12 protein-coding genes are annotated in these 14,667 nt (G+C 60.6%); 11 read left to right on the top strand and 1 reads right to left on the bottom strand.

All coding sequences use genetic code 11. The features are described 5' to 3' along the window. Nucleotides 1-79: 79 nt before the first annotated feature. Complete coding sequence (locus tag IRT44_RS01680) at nucleotides 80-796, bottom strand: glycosyltransferase family 2 protein (protein WP_230077338.1); 717 nt, start codon at nucleotides 794-796, stop codon at nucleotides 80-82. A gap of 242 nt (nucleotides 797-1,038) precedes the next feature. Between IRT44_RS01680 and IRT44_RS01675 the strand changes: the two genes are divergently transcribed. The 11 genes from IRT44_RS01675 (at nucleotide 1,039) to IRT44_RS01625 (ending at nucleotide 14,650) form a co-directional block, all read left to right on the top strand. Beyond that, complete coding sequence (locus IRT44_RS01675; protein ID WP_230077337.1) at nucleotides 1,039-2,217, top strand: ROK family transcriptional regulator; 1,179 nt, start codon at nucleotides 1,039-1,041, stop codon at nucleotides 2,215-2,217. Nucleotides 2,218-2,241: 24 nt separating this feature from the next. Beyond that, entirely contained in the window at nucleotides 2,242-3,351 is a 1,110-nt protein-coding gene (locus tag IRT44_RS01670; protein ID WP_212132097.1) for an extracellular solute-binding protein, read from the top strand. A gap of 129 nt (nucleotides 3,352-3,480) precedes the next feature. Further along, the gene (locus IRT44_RS01665) at nucleotides 3,481-4,557 is read left to right on the top strand and encodes an ABC transporter ATP-binding protein (RefSeq protein ID WP_171565903.1); all 1,077 of its coding nucleotides are present in this window, start codon (nucleotides 3,481-3,483) and stop codon (nucleotides 4,555-4,557) included. A gap of 13 nt (nucleotides 4,558-4,570) precedes the next feature. Beyond that, nucleotides 4,571-6,298, top strand: a complete 1,728-nt coding sequence (locus tag IRT44_RS01660) for an ABC transporter permease (RefSeq protein WP_230077336.1) — start codon at nucleotides 4,571-4,573, stop codon at nucleotides 6,296-6,298. Between the two features lie 163 nt (nucleotides 6,299-6,461). Beyond that, a complete protein-coding gene (locus tag IRT44_RS01655) occupies nucleotides 6,462-8,993 on the top strand; it encodes an NEW3 domain-containing protein (RefSeq protein WP_171565905.1) in 2,532 nt (843 codons plus the stop codon). A gap of 122 nt (nucleotides 8,994-9,115) precedes the next feature. Beyond that, nucleotides 9,116-10,627, top strand: a complete 1,512-nt coding sequence (gene argH / locus IRT44_RS01650) for an argininosuccinate lyase (RefSeq protein ID WP_171565906.1) — start codon at nucleotides 9,116-9,118, stop codon at nucleotides 10,625-10,627. Continuing rightward, nucleotides 10,624-11,634, top strand: coding sequence for an N-acetylglucosamine kinase (locus IRT44_RS01645; protein ID WP_230077335.1), 1,011 nt, complete (start codon nucleotides 10,624-10,626; stop codon nucleotides 11,632-11,634). Before argH ends, IRT44_RS01645 begins: the two co-directional genes overlap by 4 nt. A gap of 2 nt (nucleotides 11,635-11,636) precedes the next feature. Continuing rightward, nucleotides 11,637-12,374 carry a PIG-L deacetylase family protein gene (locus tag IRT44_RS01640; protein WP_230077838.1) on the top strand — a complete coding sequence of 246 codons (738 nt, stop codon included), beginning with the start codon at nucleotides 11,637-11,639 and terminating at the stop codon, nucleotides 12,372-12,374. A gap of 36 nt (nucleotides 12,375-12,410) precedes the next feature. Continuing rightward, on the top strand, nucleotides 12,411-12,635 hold the full coding sequence (locus tag IRT44_RS01635) for a hypothetical protein (RefSeq protein ID WP_230077334.1): 225 nt from the start codon (nucleotides 12,411-12,413) through the stop codon (nucleotides 12,633-12,635). A 232-nt stretch (nucleotides 12,636-12,867) separates the two neighbouring features. Next, nucleotides 12,868-13,542, top strand: a complete 675-nt coding sequence (locus tag IRT44_RS01630) for an NUDIX hydrolase (protein WP_230077333.1) — start codon at nucleotides 12,868-12,870, stop codon at nucleotides 13,540-13,542. A 28-nt stretch (nucleotides 13,543-13,570) separates the two neighbouring features. Next, nucleotides 13,571-14,650 carry an NAD(P)H-dependent flavin oxidoreductase gene (locus tag IRT44_RS01625; RefSeq protein WP_212132093.1) on the top strand — a complete coding sequence of 360 codons (1,080 nt, stop codon included), beginning with the start codon at nucleotides 13,571-13,573 and terminating at the stop codon, nucleotides 14,648-14,650. Nucleotides 14,651-14,667: the final 17 nt, after the last annotated feature.

Below are 14,667 nucleotides of genomic sequence, written 5' to 3'. Positions count from 1 at the left end.
TCTGTGCGTATTCAGATTGCCCGGGCGCGGGAAGATCAAGGGATCACCCCCTCCCGGGCTGTTGTTTTTCTGGCAACTCCTATCCGACGACAAACTTGCGATAGTTGACCGTGCGGGCAATCCGCCTGTGCGGCCGGGAGAGCAGGTACCGGTGGCCTGCTTTCCAGGTGTGGCTGCCGACGTTTTTTCGGCGAATTGCACAGTAGTGAAAACGGCTGCCCGAGTAGATGCGAAAGCCGAGGCGGCGGCAATTCCGCAGGAACGCGACATCCTCCCCCAGCGAGCGGTTGGCAAAACGGACACGGTTCCATACGCTTCGCCGAAATGCGAGGGTCCCGCCTGCGATCCGCCCTGTCATCCTGTGTTCGTTCCCCGGATATTGCAGGGTCAGCAGCCGCAAACCAGAAAAGTACATAAAATACGAGCGCTTCCCGACGACGGCCGCCTTTGATCGGGCAAACGCGCGCAGCGTGTCAGCCGCGTAGCGGGGGGCGTAGTAATCGTCGTCGTCAAATTTGGCGAGGTAGGGATAGCGTGCCTTGCTTGCGGCAAAGTTCAGGCAGGCGCCGAGTGACGTCCGTCCGGGCAGTTTGTAGACGGACACGTTGGGAAACGAACGGGCGTAATTTTTGTAGCGCGCTTCGCTCATCGCATCGTTGTTCAGCACTACGATCAATTCCTTGTTGACTCCGCGCTGCCGCAGATAATTCTGAAACAGGTTGCGCATCATGCCGGGACGTTTGGTGCAGGTGATAATGGAGATGCCGGTTTTCCCGGTACTCCCGGTTCGCTTCACGTTGATCCACTTCCTTCTTCGCTGGGATAGTGTGATACGAGCGGGAAAACGTCCAAAACGTACTACATGTGTATTCAGAGGCGGGGCGAAGAACGCTGAGCGAGTGCGGAGTTTGGCAAGATAACCTGTGGGTGGTGCATATCATTGAAGCGAAATAGTTTGACTATTCTGTGTATGGGCGGTATAATTTGGATAACTTTGTTAGTTAGGTTAACTAACTGTTTGGTGGTGAGTGAAAAGGCGTGCGTTCGTCCAGAAAAACGGGCAGCAGCAAACTGGTGAAAAAGTGGAACAAGGAAGAGATCTTGCAGCAGGTGATTCAGCACGGTCAGATCTCCCGCGCCGACATTGCCAAACAGACGCAGCTGAGCCGCCCCTGCGTTTCCGCCCTGGTGGAGGAGATGATTCAGGATGGGCTGCTCCAGGAGGTGGGGATGGGCGACTCCCGTGGCGGCCGAAAGCCGATCCTGCTGGAGTACAACTACCAGGCGTACGCGATCGTCGGCGCAGTGTTTGAAGGCTCCGCGCTGGAGATGGCGGTGGCCGACCTGAAAGGCGAGTTTTTGGCCCGGTACCGCAAACGTCTGGCCCAGCCGGCCGACGGAGAACGGGTGATCGAGGATTTGGCAGCGGGACTGGACCGTCTGCTGGCGGAGAGCAGCTTGCCGCGCGACAGGCTGCTGGGCATCGGTGTCGGCCTGCCCGGGGTCACCCAGCGGGGCAGCGGTACGGTCAGCTTTGCTCCCAGCACGGGCTGGATGGGATCGCCGATCAGGCAGACCATCGAGGAACGGCTGGAGGTGCCGGTCATCATCGACAATGACGTCAACATGATGACTCTGGGCGAGAGCGTCCGCGGTGTCGGTGTCGGCTATTCCAACGTTGTCTACATCTACGTCGGCACGGGGATCGGCTCCGGCATCATCCTGGACGGCCAGTTATACCGGGGAAGCCGGGACGCAGCGGGCGAGATCGGTTACATGCTGATCGGCCCCGTACACAGCCGGCGCGACGGAGCGTACGGCGTGTTTGAGACGCATTACTCCGTCCCTGGCGTCAAAGCACAGGCGAAGGCCTTTCTCTCCGACCTTCAGGAAGGGTCGAGTATCATAGAGACGCTGATCGGTCAAGCTCGGCAGGACAACCGGGAGGCCGCGCGGTTGCTGGATGACGTATACCGACACTGGGCCTACGCGATGGCCAATATCGTCAGCGTGCTGAACCCGGAGCTGTTGATTCTGAGCGGAGAGATGGTTCATATCGACGAAAAAGGGGTGAAGCAGATTCGCGAGTGGCTGGCGGAATGGGTGCCCGTTGTGCCCCGTATGGAAAAAGCGCGACTTGGTGAAGAGGCGGGGTTGATCGGGGCCGTTCACAGCGTCCTGGAAGCGTTTCCATCTACGAAATTGCTGGACAAATAGAGTGAAAAAAAGGGGGATTCGATTGTGAAAACGTCCAACAGCACATGGAAAAAATGGCTTCGCGGCGTGTTTGTCGGCTCGCTGGCCCTGACCGTCGCCGCTTGTTCCGGCGGAGGACAGGCGGACAGCGGTACAGGCGGCCAGTCCGGTGATCAGGCGCAGCCGGCAGCATCCGGCGAATCGCAAAAATTGGTCATTTACACCGCCCGGGACAAAAATATTTTTGAAATCGTCCTGCCCAAGTTTAAGGAAAAATATCCCAATATTGAAGTGGAAACATTTGAGATGGGGGCGCAGCAAATCCTGGAGCGGGTGCGTGCCGAAAAGGCCAATCCGCAGGCCGATTTCTGGTGGGGCGGCACACAGTCCGCGCTGAGCACGGCAGCGGACGAGGGGCTGTTGGAGCCGTACAAACCGACGTTTGCCGACAAGATTCCCGATCTGTACAAGGACCCGCAGGACCGCTGGTACGGCGAAATGCTGCTGCCCGAGGTGATCATGTACAATTCGCAGGCGCTGACGAAAGAAGAAGCGCCGCAGGACTGGGACGACCTGCTCGATCCCAAGTACAAGGATAAAATCGTGATCCGCAACGTCCTGCCGTCCGGCACGATGCGGACCATTTACGCGGCGATGATCTACCGTCAGGGGCCAGACACGCCGGAAAAAGGGTATGAATGGCTGAAAAAACTGGACGCCAACACCAAGGAGTACGCCCAGGACCCGACCCAGCTCTACCTGAAGCTGGACCGCCAGGAAGGCGTCATTTCCCTGTGGAACCTGCAGGACGTCCTGATTCAAAGCAAGCAGAACAACCATCCGTACGATTTTGTCTATCCTGAGAGCGGCGCGCCGATCCTCGTCGATGGGGTCGCGATCGTCAAAGGGGCCAAGAACATGGACGCAGCCAAAAAGTTCTACGAGTTCCTGTTCAGCCCGGAGATCGCCACGCAGTTGGCGAAAGAGCGCTACCAGTTCCCGTCACGCACCGACATCAGCAAGGACGAACTGCCTGACTTCATGAAAAACCTGGAGCTGAAACCGCTGGAGCTCGACTGGAATGTGATGGCGGAGAAAGAAAAAGAGTGGATGCAGTACTGGGACGAAAACATCAAGGGAAAAAGCAAGAAGTAAGCGGGTGAGGACAGCAGGAACAGACGGGAAGGGGGACCCCTTTCCGTCTGGCCGTGTCCGGTTCCGTCCGGCACAGGCGACTGCCGAAGCCGGGCAGCGCCCTGCCAATCTCGAGAGGGAGGACACCTGATGAGCAGCGTAACACTTGATCACGTCAGCAAACAGTTTGGCGACGCAAAAGGGGTCGAAGATGTTCACATTCACATCGAATCAGGCGAATTCTTCACCTTTTTGGGGCCAAGCGGCTGCGGCAAGACGACGACCCTGCGGATGATCGCCGGCTTTTACTATCCCACCAGGGGACGGATCTGCTTCGGCAGCCGGGATGTCACATCGCTGCCGCCCCACAAGCGAAACACGGGCATGGTGTTTCAAAACTACGCCCTGTTTCCGCACATGACCGTATTTGAGAACATCGCCTTTGGGCTCAAGGTTCGCAAGATTCCGAAAGCGGAAATGAAAGAACGGGTAGAGCGGGTGATGAAGCTCGTCCGTCTGGAAGGATACGGCGAACGCCGGATCGACCAGCTTTCCGGCGGACAGCAGCAGCGGGTGGCGCTGGCCCGCGCGCTCGTTATCGAGCCGCAGATTCTGCTTTTGGATGAACCGCTGTCCAACCTGGACGCCAAACTGCGCGAAGAAACCCGGTATGAAATCAAGCGGCTGCAGATGGAACTGGGCATTACCACCATTTACGTCACGCATGACCAGGCGGAGGCGATGTCCATGTCGGATCGGGTGATGGTGATGCAGGGCGGCGAAGTGCAGCAGGTGGGTACGCCGCACGAGATTTACCATCGGCCGGTAAACCGTTTCGTCGCGTCGTTCATCGGCGAAACCAATCTGTGGGAGGGGATCGTGGCAGGCATCGACGGTAACGAAGTACGGGTGCGGGTGGCTCCTGACCTCGTGCTGACCGGATATGCGCACAACGTGTCGCCGCAGGTGCGGCTCGTGCCGGGCGAGACAGTCGTGCTGTCGATTCGGCCGGAAACGGTGCAGGAAAGCACGGGAGCGGACGGTGAGAACGTGGTGTCGGGCACTGTTGTGCTTGCCGAGTTTACGGGTGCGTGCGTCAACTACGTGACCAGCGTCGGCCCTCATCAGCTCCGCAGCATGTCCATCAGCCAGGGACGGCCGCTGAAACAGCGCGGAGAGACCATCTCCCTGCACATTCCGAAAGCGAGCATCTACTTTGCGGGATAAGGAGGAGGAGCTTGTGAAAGCAGAACTACAGCCAGCCGCGACACCGTCCAAACGGATCTCCTTCACTGCTTCGCCGTCCTTTGTCTACGTGCTGGTTTCTCCGCTGTTCCTGATCCTTTTGGCCTACGTCATCTATCCGCTGTTTGAAACGTTTGCCACCAGCGTCAACGTGGACGGGCAGTTTACGTGGAAAAACTACGCCCGTTTCTTCAGCCTGGAGCACACGGCCAATCTGGAAGCGCTTTGGAACAGCGTATACATATCCGTGTTGAGTGTCATTACCTGCGGCATTGTTGGCGTGACGATGGCCTTTTTGCTGGAGCGCTACGAGTTCCCGGGGCGGAAAATCCTCTCCGTCCTCGCCCTGGTGCCGATGGCGCTGCCGCCGCTCATCGGCGTGCTGTCGTTTACGTTTTTGTACGGGGAAAGCGGCATATTCCCCCGATTGTTCAAGGAACTGTTCGGGCTGGAACAGGTGCCGTTTTCGCTGAAAGGAATATGGGGCGTCGTTGTGGTCCACACCTTTACCATGTACACCTATTTTTTCATGACGGCATCGGCGGCGATCAAAGGTCTTGACCCGTCGCTGGAAGAGGCGGCGGCTAGCCTGGGCGCCAACCGCTTTACCGTCTGGCGGCGGGTGATTTTGCCGATGCTCACGCCAGCCATGGTGGCGTCGTCGCTGCTGGTGTTCATGATCTCCATGGCGTCCTACACGGCGCCGCTGATCTTCGGCATCGACCGGACGATGACGATGCAGATTTACCTGTCCCGGACCAACGGCGATCTGGACATGGCGGCTACCCAGTCGACCGTCCTGTCCGTCGTCTCCATTGCCTTTTTGCTGCTGATGCGCTGGTACCAAGGGGTGCGCAACTACCAGAACATGAGCAAGGGCATCAGCGTACACCGCACCGAGGTGAAAAGCAAAGCGGGCCGCTATGTCTGCATGGTGCTGGCCTTCATCGGCATCGTCATCCTGATGCTGCCGATCCTCGTGCTGGTGTTGATCTCGTTCTCGGTGGACGGCACCTGGACGGTGCAGATTCTGCCGCCGCAGTACACGCTGGACCACTACATCGACCTGTTTACGGACAGCAAGACCTGGCGGCCGATTGCCAACAGCCTGGAGCTGAGTGCGATCGCCACCGTCGGCATCGTCCTGTTCGGGGTGGCGGCGGCGTACGCGATGGTGCGGCTGCGCTTTCGCGGCAAAACGCTGCTCGACGTGCTGATCATGCTGCCGTGGGCGCTTCCCGGCACTGTTGTCGCCGTCAACCTGATCGCCGCGTTCAGTGAGCCGACCGTATTCAGCTTTGGCCAGGTGCTCATCGGCACGTTCTGGATCATCCCGCTCGCCTATTTCGTCCGCCACCTGCCGCTGGTGTTCCGCTCCACATCGGCCACGCTGATGCAGATGGACCCGTCGGTGGAGGAAGCGGCGCGCAATCTGGGGGCATCGTGGTGGTACAGCTTCCGCCGCGTCGTTTTCCCGATGGCATTTGGCGGGATTTTGGCCGGCACGCTGTTGGCGTTCGTTCAGTGTATCGGCGAGTTCGTCGCCTCCATCCTGATCTTTACGCCGCGGACGATGCCGCTGTCAGTGGCCATTTTCCAGCGCATGTACACGTTTGAATTCGGCACCGCGTGCGCATACGGCGTGCTGCAGATTGTGGTCATCATCATCGTCCTGTTCATCTCCAGAAAACTGGCTGGCGACAAGGCGGGCACTGCGGTGTAGGCAGGTTTGCGTTCGATTTCTCGTCCCGAAACCAGACGGCAGCGTCTGTGCATGTCCGTTTCAGCTACCTCAGGTCAATCCATGGCGACAGCAGGAACCGGCTCCATGGACGGCCATGATTGATGCATACATCAATCCCAATAAGGAAAAGGAGGAGCGTTCATTGAGAAAGGGGACATTTGCCAAGCTGTTTTCCGTCGTATCAGCCGTGGCCCTGGCAGGCACTCTGGTATGGCCGATGGCGCCCCGGACCGCCCATGCTGACCGGGGAGTGGTCGACTTGTACAAAGCGATCAAGCCGTTGACTACCATCGCCAGCGCCATGAACACGGGGGCTCACCCGGATGACGAGCACAGCGCGATGCTCGCGTACCTGTCGCTCGGCAAGGGTGTGGACACGTACAGCATCATCGCCAACCGCGGCGAAGGGGGCCAAAACGAAATCGGCAGCGAGCTGGGCAACGCACTGGGCATTATCCGTACTCGTGAATTGCAGGAAGCGTCCAAGGTCACCAACGTCACGCTGGACATCCTCAGCGAATCGATCAACGACCCCATTTACGACTTTGGCTTTTCCAAGAGCCCGGATGAGACACTGTCCAAATGGGGAGAACAGGTCGTCTACGAACGGCTGATTCGCAAGATTCGCGAACTGCGGCCGGACGTGCTCATCCCCGCGTTTTTGAACGTACCCTCCACGCACGGACATCACCGCGCCATCAACGTGATCACGGTAAAAGCGTTCAAGGACGCCGCCGACCCGTCCGTGTTTCCGGAGCATCTGAAAAACGGGCTGCGCCCCTGGCAGCCCAAAAAGCTGTACGTGCCGGCGGATGAGAAAGACTACACGGTTCGCGTGCCGATCGGCGAGTACGACGAGGTGTACGGCGCGTCTTACCAGCAGTTGGGCGAGGAATCCCGCTTCATGCACAAGAGCCAGGGGATGGGGCGCCACTACGACGAAGGGCCCAGCTTCAACTACTACAAGCTGGAGCAGTCGACGGTTCCGTCCAAAGCCCGGGAATCGGACTTTTTCGAAGGCATCGCCTACACCTTTGACGACCTGGCCCGGGAAGTGGCCGGCAAGCCGGGCGGGGAAAAGCTGGCCAGGGAGCTTCGCACCCTGCAAAAAGACGCCGACGACGTGATCGCCGCCTACCCGCGCTTTGCCGACGTGGCCAGGGAAGTGCACGACATGCTGTCGGACGTGCAGAGGGCGCTGACCGTCGTGCAGGAAGCCAAACTGGACGAAGCGACCAGGGCAGACCTGACCCACCGTCTGAAGGTAAAGGAACGACAGCTGTACACGGCGAGTGCGGAGGCGCTGTCACTGGTGGCCAAAGTAAGGCCGGAGACAGGCGAACTGGTCGCCGGTCAGACTGCCACCGTAAAAGTGACGGCGTACAACGGCGGACAGGTGCCGCTGAAAGACGTCAGCCTGAAGCTGAATGTGCCGGAAGGATGGCGGGCCAAGCCGTTGGGGGCGACCAGCTTCGGCCAGGTGGGGTACAACCAGACCGTCACGGCCGCGTACGAAGTGGAGGTGCCGAAAGACGCCCCGCTGTTCCAGCCGTATCTGCCGCCGTCCATCACTGCGGACGTATCGTACAAGGCGTTCGGCTCCACCGCGGTCAGCCGCGTCGTTCCGTCTGACGCTGTCGCCGTCCTGCCGCCGTTCTCGCTGTCGCTCGACCCGGGCGCAGCTGTTCTGAACACGTTGAAGCCGCAAGAGCCGATTTCGGTGAAGGTGACGGTAAAGAACTACCAGCCGGGTGCGGCGGAAGCGGACATCTCGCTGGACGTTCCGGCAGGCTGGACGGTAGAACCGAAGGCAAGTCCGCTGGCGTTTGCCGCCAAAGGGGAGACCAAGTCGGTCGCGTTTACGGTAAAGCCGTCCGCCGCCGTCAAATCGGGCACGTACACGGTAACGGCCGTGGCGCGCGCGGGGGCAAAAGAAAGCCGCCATGGCGCCCAGGTGATCCGCTATCCGCACATCGGCACCACGTATTACGTCCAACCGGCGGAGCTGATGATCCAGGCGTTTGACCTGAAAGTGCCGGAGGGGTTGAAAGTAGGATACGTCTCCAGCGGTTTTGACAACATCGACGAGTACCTGAAACAGGTCGGCGTCAACGTCACCCTCCTCAGCGCCAAGGACATCGAGTCTGGCGACCTCAGCCAGTACGACACGATTGTGCTGGGCATCCGGGCGTACGGGTTCCGCCCCGAACTGATTTCGAGCAATGCCCGCCTGTTGAAGTACGTGGAAAACGGCGGCAACCTGGTGGTGCAGTACCACAAGCCGGAAGACAACTGGAAGCCGGAGTTGGCGCCGTACCCGATCACGATCGGCACGCCGCTGATTGAATGGCGCGTCACCGATGAAAACTCGAAAGTTACCATGCTTGCGCCGGATCATCCCATTTTCAACACACCCAACAAGATTACGGAGGAAGACTGGAACAACTGGATTCAGGACCGTTCCGCCTACAACCCGTCGCAGTGGGGCAAAGAGTACGTGGAGCTGATTGCAAACGGCGATCCGGGCGAGAAGGAGTTTACCGGCACATTCCTGACCGCAAAATACGGCAAGGGGACGTACACCTACAGTTCGCTCGTCTGGTACCGTGAAATCCCCGCCCTGGTGCCGGGAGCCATCCGCATGTTCGTCAACATGGTCAGTTTGAAGCAATAAGACAGGAAAACGGGACGGGAGAGACGGCCGCAGTCGGCCGTCTTCCCCGCTTTTCCCGGCTCCCCGGCAGTGGGGAACCGCGAAAAAACAGAAAAGGAAACGGCAGGGAAGGAGAAACGTCAATGGACTACAAAGAGCGGATATTTCAACGGGAAGGAGCCCGGTTCCCCGGAAAGACGTACGCGGAGGCCGTGCTGGAACCGGCTTTTTCGGAAGCGAAAACCCATCTGCTGACGCCGATGATGGCGATCAACAAGGCGCATCTGATCATGCTGCGCGAACAGAAGCTGATCACGGAGGACGAAGCGAAGGCGATTGCCCGCGCCCTCACTGCCATCGACCTGGACGGGCTGCGCCGCTCAGCCTATACCGGACAGTTTGAAGATTTGTTCTTTCAGGTAGAGAGCCGTCTTTTGGAGCTGGCCGGGGACGTGGCCGGCAATCTGCACCTGGCCCGCAGCCGCAACGACATGGGCGTCACCATCTACCGCATGGTGCTGCGCGAGAAGCTGCTGGCCACGCTGGCTTCGGCACTCTCTCTGAAAGAGCATTTGCTCCTGTTTGCGCAAGAACACACCGAGACGGTGATGATCGGCTACACCCACACCCAGCAGGCGCAGCCGACGACGATGGCCCACTACATCACGGCCGTGGCTGACTCGCTGTCGCGGGACATCCGCCGCCTGATCAGCGCCTACCGCACCTGCAACCGCAGTCCCATGGGAGCGGCGGCGCTGACCACCTCGGGTTTTCCCATCAGCCGGGAGCGAATGCGGCAGCTGCTCGCCTTTGACGAATTGGTGGAGAATTCCTACGACGCGATCGGCGGGGCGGACTACCTGGGCGAAACGGCGGCCGCCGTGCAGGTGGCGGCAATCAACCTGGGGCGGACGGTGCAGGATATGCTGCAGTGGTGCACGCAGGAGTTTGACGTGCTGAAAGTGGCTGACCCGTATGTTCAGATCAGCTCGATCATGCCGCAGAAGCGCAATCCTGTCTCGTTTGAACACATGCGCTCCATGCTATCGTCCAGCGCGGGCAACGCCGCTGTCGTCTTGACGATGATGCACAATACGCCGTTTGGCGACATCGTTGACACGGAGGACGACATGCAGCCGTACGCCTGGCGCAGCCTGTCCGTCCTGGAGCAGATGTACCGCCTGATGGCCTGTGTGGTCGGCACGATGGACGTAAACAAGGAGGGGCTGCTGGAACGGACCAAAGGCAGTTTCGCCACGGTGACGGAACTGGCCGACACGCTGGTGCGCATCGACCGTCTGTCCTTCCGCACGGCGCACCACATCGTCAGCCGCGTGGTGAAGGAGGCGGCGGCCCAAGGGCTGCGGGCGGACCAAATCAGCCTCGAGCTGGTCAATCAGGCCGCTTTGGCTGTCATTGGACGGACGCTGACGATTACGGACGAGCAGCTTCGTCAGGCGCTCGATCCGGTATATTTCGTCGCCGTTCGCAAGCTGCCCGGCGGACCCAATGCGGACGAAATGAAGCGGATGATCGGCGAACGAAAGCAGTCGCTGCAGGCAGAAATGGCCTGGCTGAAGCAGGCCCGCGAGGCGTGCGACCAGGCGATGCGCTATTTGGATCAGGTCATGGCCGAATGGAGTGAACGGAAATGACAGCGGTACACATTCCCCTGCTGGCCGTGGACGGCGGCGGCACGAAATGCCTCGCTGTTCTGACAGACCGGTCCAAGCGGACGTTGGGTGCGGGACGGGCCGGTTCCTGCAACTACCAGGGGATTGGCAGGGAAGCGGCCGCGCGGGAACTGGCGGCCGCAATCAGCCAGGCGCTGAATGAGGCGGCGGGGCGGCTGCCGACAGCCGCTCCCCACGACAGCATGAGCCGTACAGCATGGGAGATTGAGTGCGCCGTATTTGGCCTGGCTGGATTGGATACAGAGCACGACCGGCAGGTGATCACGGGCATGGTCCGCGACGTCCTGAAGATGCTGCGGATTCGCGTCCGCCACCTGATCGTGGAAAATGACGGCTTTGCCGCCCTGCTGGGAGCGACCAACGGAGAGCCGGGCATTCTCGTGATCGCCGGGACCGGCTCGATCGCGTTCGGGGTGAACCGGGCGGGCGAGACGGCGCGCGCAGGCGGATGGGGTCACCGCGTCGGCGACGAGGGCAGCGGGTACTGGATCGGCAAACAAGCGATCATGGCTGTATTGAAAGCGGCGGACGGCCGCGGTGAGCCGACGCTGCTGGAAAGCCTGCTGCTGCCGCATCTGGGGCTCGATCGGGTGGAGGAACTGTTTAACTGGACGTACGGCCCGGACTACTCCGTGGAAAAGGTGGGCGAACTGTCGCCGTTCGTCAGCCAGGCGGCCGACTCGCAGGATCGGGTGGCCGCGTCAATTCTCAAGGCCGCCGGTGAAGAGCTGTTTCTCGCTGCCCGCGCCGTCATCGAGCGGCTGAGGATGAGAGAGGAGCCGTTCAAAATGATCCTCCAGGGAGGCGTGCTGCAAAACGACGAGCGCGTCCGCCGCATCGTCATCGAGCACGCCCGCCGCTACACGCCGCAGGTGACCATCGACAAGGCGCAAAACGATCCGATCTTCGGCGTGATAGCCAAAGGGCTGGCCTATCTGGAGAAACAGGCCGGCGAGAGCGAGGTGTGATGATGAAACGACTGATGTTTGTCTTTCCCCATCCTGACGATGAATCGTTTGCCTGCGGCGGGACGCTGGCCAAATGCAGCGATGCCGGACAGGAGACCTGCCTGATTTGCGTCACGTCCGGCTGCAAGGGACGTTCCGGGCCGTTTGCGTTCGACAGCCGGGAAGCGCTGGCCCGTCACCGCGAACAGGAGCTGCGCAACGCGGCGCACATCCTCGGCATTACGCGGCTGGAGCTGTACCGCTACCCAGACGGCGGGTTGGCCGAAGTGGATCCCTGCGAACTGGCCGGACGGCTGGCGTCCGCCATCGTGGAATGGAAGCCGCACGTGGTGGTCACGTTTCCCCCCGACGGAGTGACGGGCCATCCCGACCATATCGCCGTGTGCCGCGCGACGGGCATGGCGGTGGAACAGGCGGAGCAGGTGCTGCCGACGGATGAGTGGCCTGATTTCTACTTCGTCTCCATCCCGCACTACTACGACCATTGTCCGGACAAAGGACCTGCTCCCGCCGTGCCGATCACCGGCAAGGTGGACATCACCCGCTACCGCGACCGCAAGGGGGAGGCGCTCCGGGCCCACCAAAGCCAGGTCTACTCCGTCAACCGCGCCTACCCCGGGGTCATGGAGGGAGACAACGGGGTGATTGGTTGCTACGAGTATTACACGCTTGTCCGTTCCGGCGGCCAACCCGTGAAACCGGTCGCGCCCAAGAACGGGATTCCGGTGATGGAGTTGTAGCATTTTCGGGACCGCATACCAGACTGAGGTGAGCCAATGGGTGCCGTGCTGGAGATCACCCTTTATACAAGAAAGGGTATCGATTTTTCAGAATGCAGCAAGTTGCTTCACAAAAACAATATCACGTGCGACATTGTCGAGATCGAAGTCATTGAGGATTGGGAATATCGCAATCAACAATGCTTGCCTCCAGATACCGACCTTGCCCTGCTGCATGAGTATATCGAGCAGGTTATCGAGCAGAGAAAACATCTAATTTGATCGTGCTGGATAAAGCAGAGTAAATCAAATTCCAGTTTCATCCTGTCAAAAGACGTGGTACCCTGATGAAAAGGGACTGCGTCTTTTTTTGGCAAGCCGGCGGAACTGGCGGCGCCAGGGGGCGAACGACTGGACGTCCGATTGTTCACGCCTGGCAGTACAGGGGGAAGCGGCTTGCTCTCCGTGGAAGCGCCATCATGTAGAAACGCCATCATGAAAAGGAGGGCGGCGAGTGAACAGCAAGGAACCGACCCGTAACCATTTTCTGTCTGTTGCCGAAATTGCCGACGCGCTGGGGCAGCGCCAGCCCGGCATCATGGGAGAGAAGCACCTGGGCCGCTTCAGCGTGCTGGTGCCGCTGGTGGAGCGGGATGACGGAACGTTGGCGGTGCTGTTTGAAAAGCGGGCGCGCACGATGCGGCGGCAGGCCGGAGAAATCTGTTTTCCGGGAGGGCGGGCCGAAGAGGGAGACGCCTCCCCGTGGGAGACGGCCCGGCGTGAGACGAGCGAAGAGCTGGGGCTGGCCGCTAAACGCATCCGCCAAGTGGGGACGCTGGATACGGTGGTGACGCCGTTTGCCTGTATCTACCCGTTTGTCGGGCAGATCGACTCGCTTGCAGACATGTCGCCCAACCCGGCCGAAGTGGAAGAGGTGTTTTGCGTGCCGCTGCAAACGCTTGTTGCCACCCGGCCGGAAGTGTATCCGGTGAAGATGAAGGTGGAGCCGGGAGCGGACTATCCCTATCACCTGATACCGGGCGGCGAGCGGTATCCGTGGCGGACCGGCACCGTCCACCACTTGTTTTATCGGGTGGAGGGGCGCGTGATCTGGGGGCTGACCGCACGGATTCTGGCACATTTTCTGGAACTTGTGGGTCCTGACGGCGAAGGACAAGCCGAACGCTGATTCCGATTGCGAAAGGAGCGTATCATGCATGTGGCCAACAAACGAGGCAACCAAACGACTGCAGGTGCAGTGGCCGATCATCCAGGCCCCGATGGCCGGCGGGGCGACGACACCTGAGCTGGTCGCCGCTGTTTCAAATGCGGGCGGGCTGGGCTCGCTGGGGGCAGGGTACATGAGCGGTGAGCAGATCCGCAGTGCGGTTCGCGCCATCCGTCAATTGACCGACAAACCGTTTGCGGTCAACCTGTTCATCCCGGAGGAGGTCAGCGGCGATACGCGTCCGGGCGAAAACGTCCGGCGGCTGATGAACGAAGCGAGGCGGCGGCTGGGCATCCCCGAAGACCCGGACGTCGGCCGGTTTGCCGAACCGTTTGAAGAGCAGATGGCGGCGGTGCTGGAGGAAGAGGTGCCAGTGTTCAGCTTCACGTTTGGCCTCCTCGAGCAGCGCTGGATGGCGGAGCTGAAGCGGCGAGGGGTCACGGTGATCGGCACCGCCACCACGGTGCGCGAAGGCGTGGCGCTGGAGGCGAGCGGCGTCGACCTGGTGGTCGCGCAGGGCAGCGAGGCAGGCGGGCATCGCGGCTCGTTTTTGCCCGATTCCCCCGACAACCTGATCGGCTTGATGGCCCTGGTGCCGCAGTTGGCGGACAGGCTGAATATCCCGGTCATTGCCGCCGGCGGCATCATGGACGGGCGGGGGATCGCTGCCGCGTTGGCACTGGGGGCAGAGGCTGTACAGGTGGGCACGGCGTTTCTGGTCTGCACGGAGAGCGGCGCCCATCCGCTGCACAAACAGGCGATCCTGGAGGCAGGCGATGACCAGACGGCGCTGACGATCGCGTTTTCCGGCAAGCCGGCGCGGGGCGTCTGCAACCGGTTCATGCGCGAGATTGCCCCGTACCGGGATGAAGTGCCGCCCTATCCGGTGCAAAACGCCTTGACCCGCGACATCCGGCAGGCCGCGGCGAAACAGCGCGAGCGCGACTACCTGTCGATGTGGGCTGGCCAGGGGAGCGGTCTCTCCCGCCAGATGGACGCGGGGACGCTGATGCGCCGTCTGGTTGAGGAAACGGAACAGGCGATGGCACGTTTCGCCGGCCGGACGTAAATGGCATCACGGCCGGG

Origin of the sequence: Brevibacillus sedimenti (genome assembly GCF_020923495.1) — a bacterium.
GTDB lineage: Bacteria > Bacillota > Bacilli > Brevibacillales > Brevibacillaceae > Brevibacillus > Brevibacillus aydinogluensis.
This window is presented reverse-complemented; position numbering and strand designations above follow the sequence as displayed.

Coding starts and splice junctions, on each gene's coding strand:
- IRT44_RS01665 (WP_171565903.1), top strand. CDS start 3,481: ATGAGCAGCGTAACACTTGATCACGTCAGCAAACAGTTTGGCGACGCA.
- argH (WP_171565906.1), top strand. CDS start 9,116: ATGGACTACAAAGAGCGGATATTTCAACGGGAAGGAGCCCGGTTCCCC.
- IRT44_RS01645 (WP_230077335.1), top strand. CDS start 10,624: ATGACAGCGGTACACATTCCCCTGCTGGCCGTGGACGGCGGCGGCACG.
- IRT44_RS01640 (WP_230077838.1), top strand. CDS start 11,637: ATGAAACGACTGATGTTTGTCTTTCCCCATCCTGACGATGAATCGTTT.
- IRT44_RS01635 (WP_230077334.1), top strand. CDS start 12,411: ATGGGTGCCGTGCTGGAGATCACCCTTTATACAAGAAAGGGTATCGAT.
- IRT44_RS01625 (WP_212132093.1), top strand. CDS start 13,571: ATGTGGCCAACAAACGAGGCAACCAAACGACTGCAGGTGCAGTGGCCG.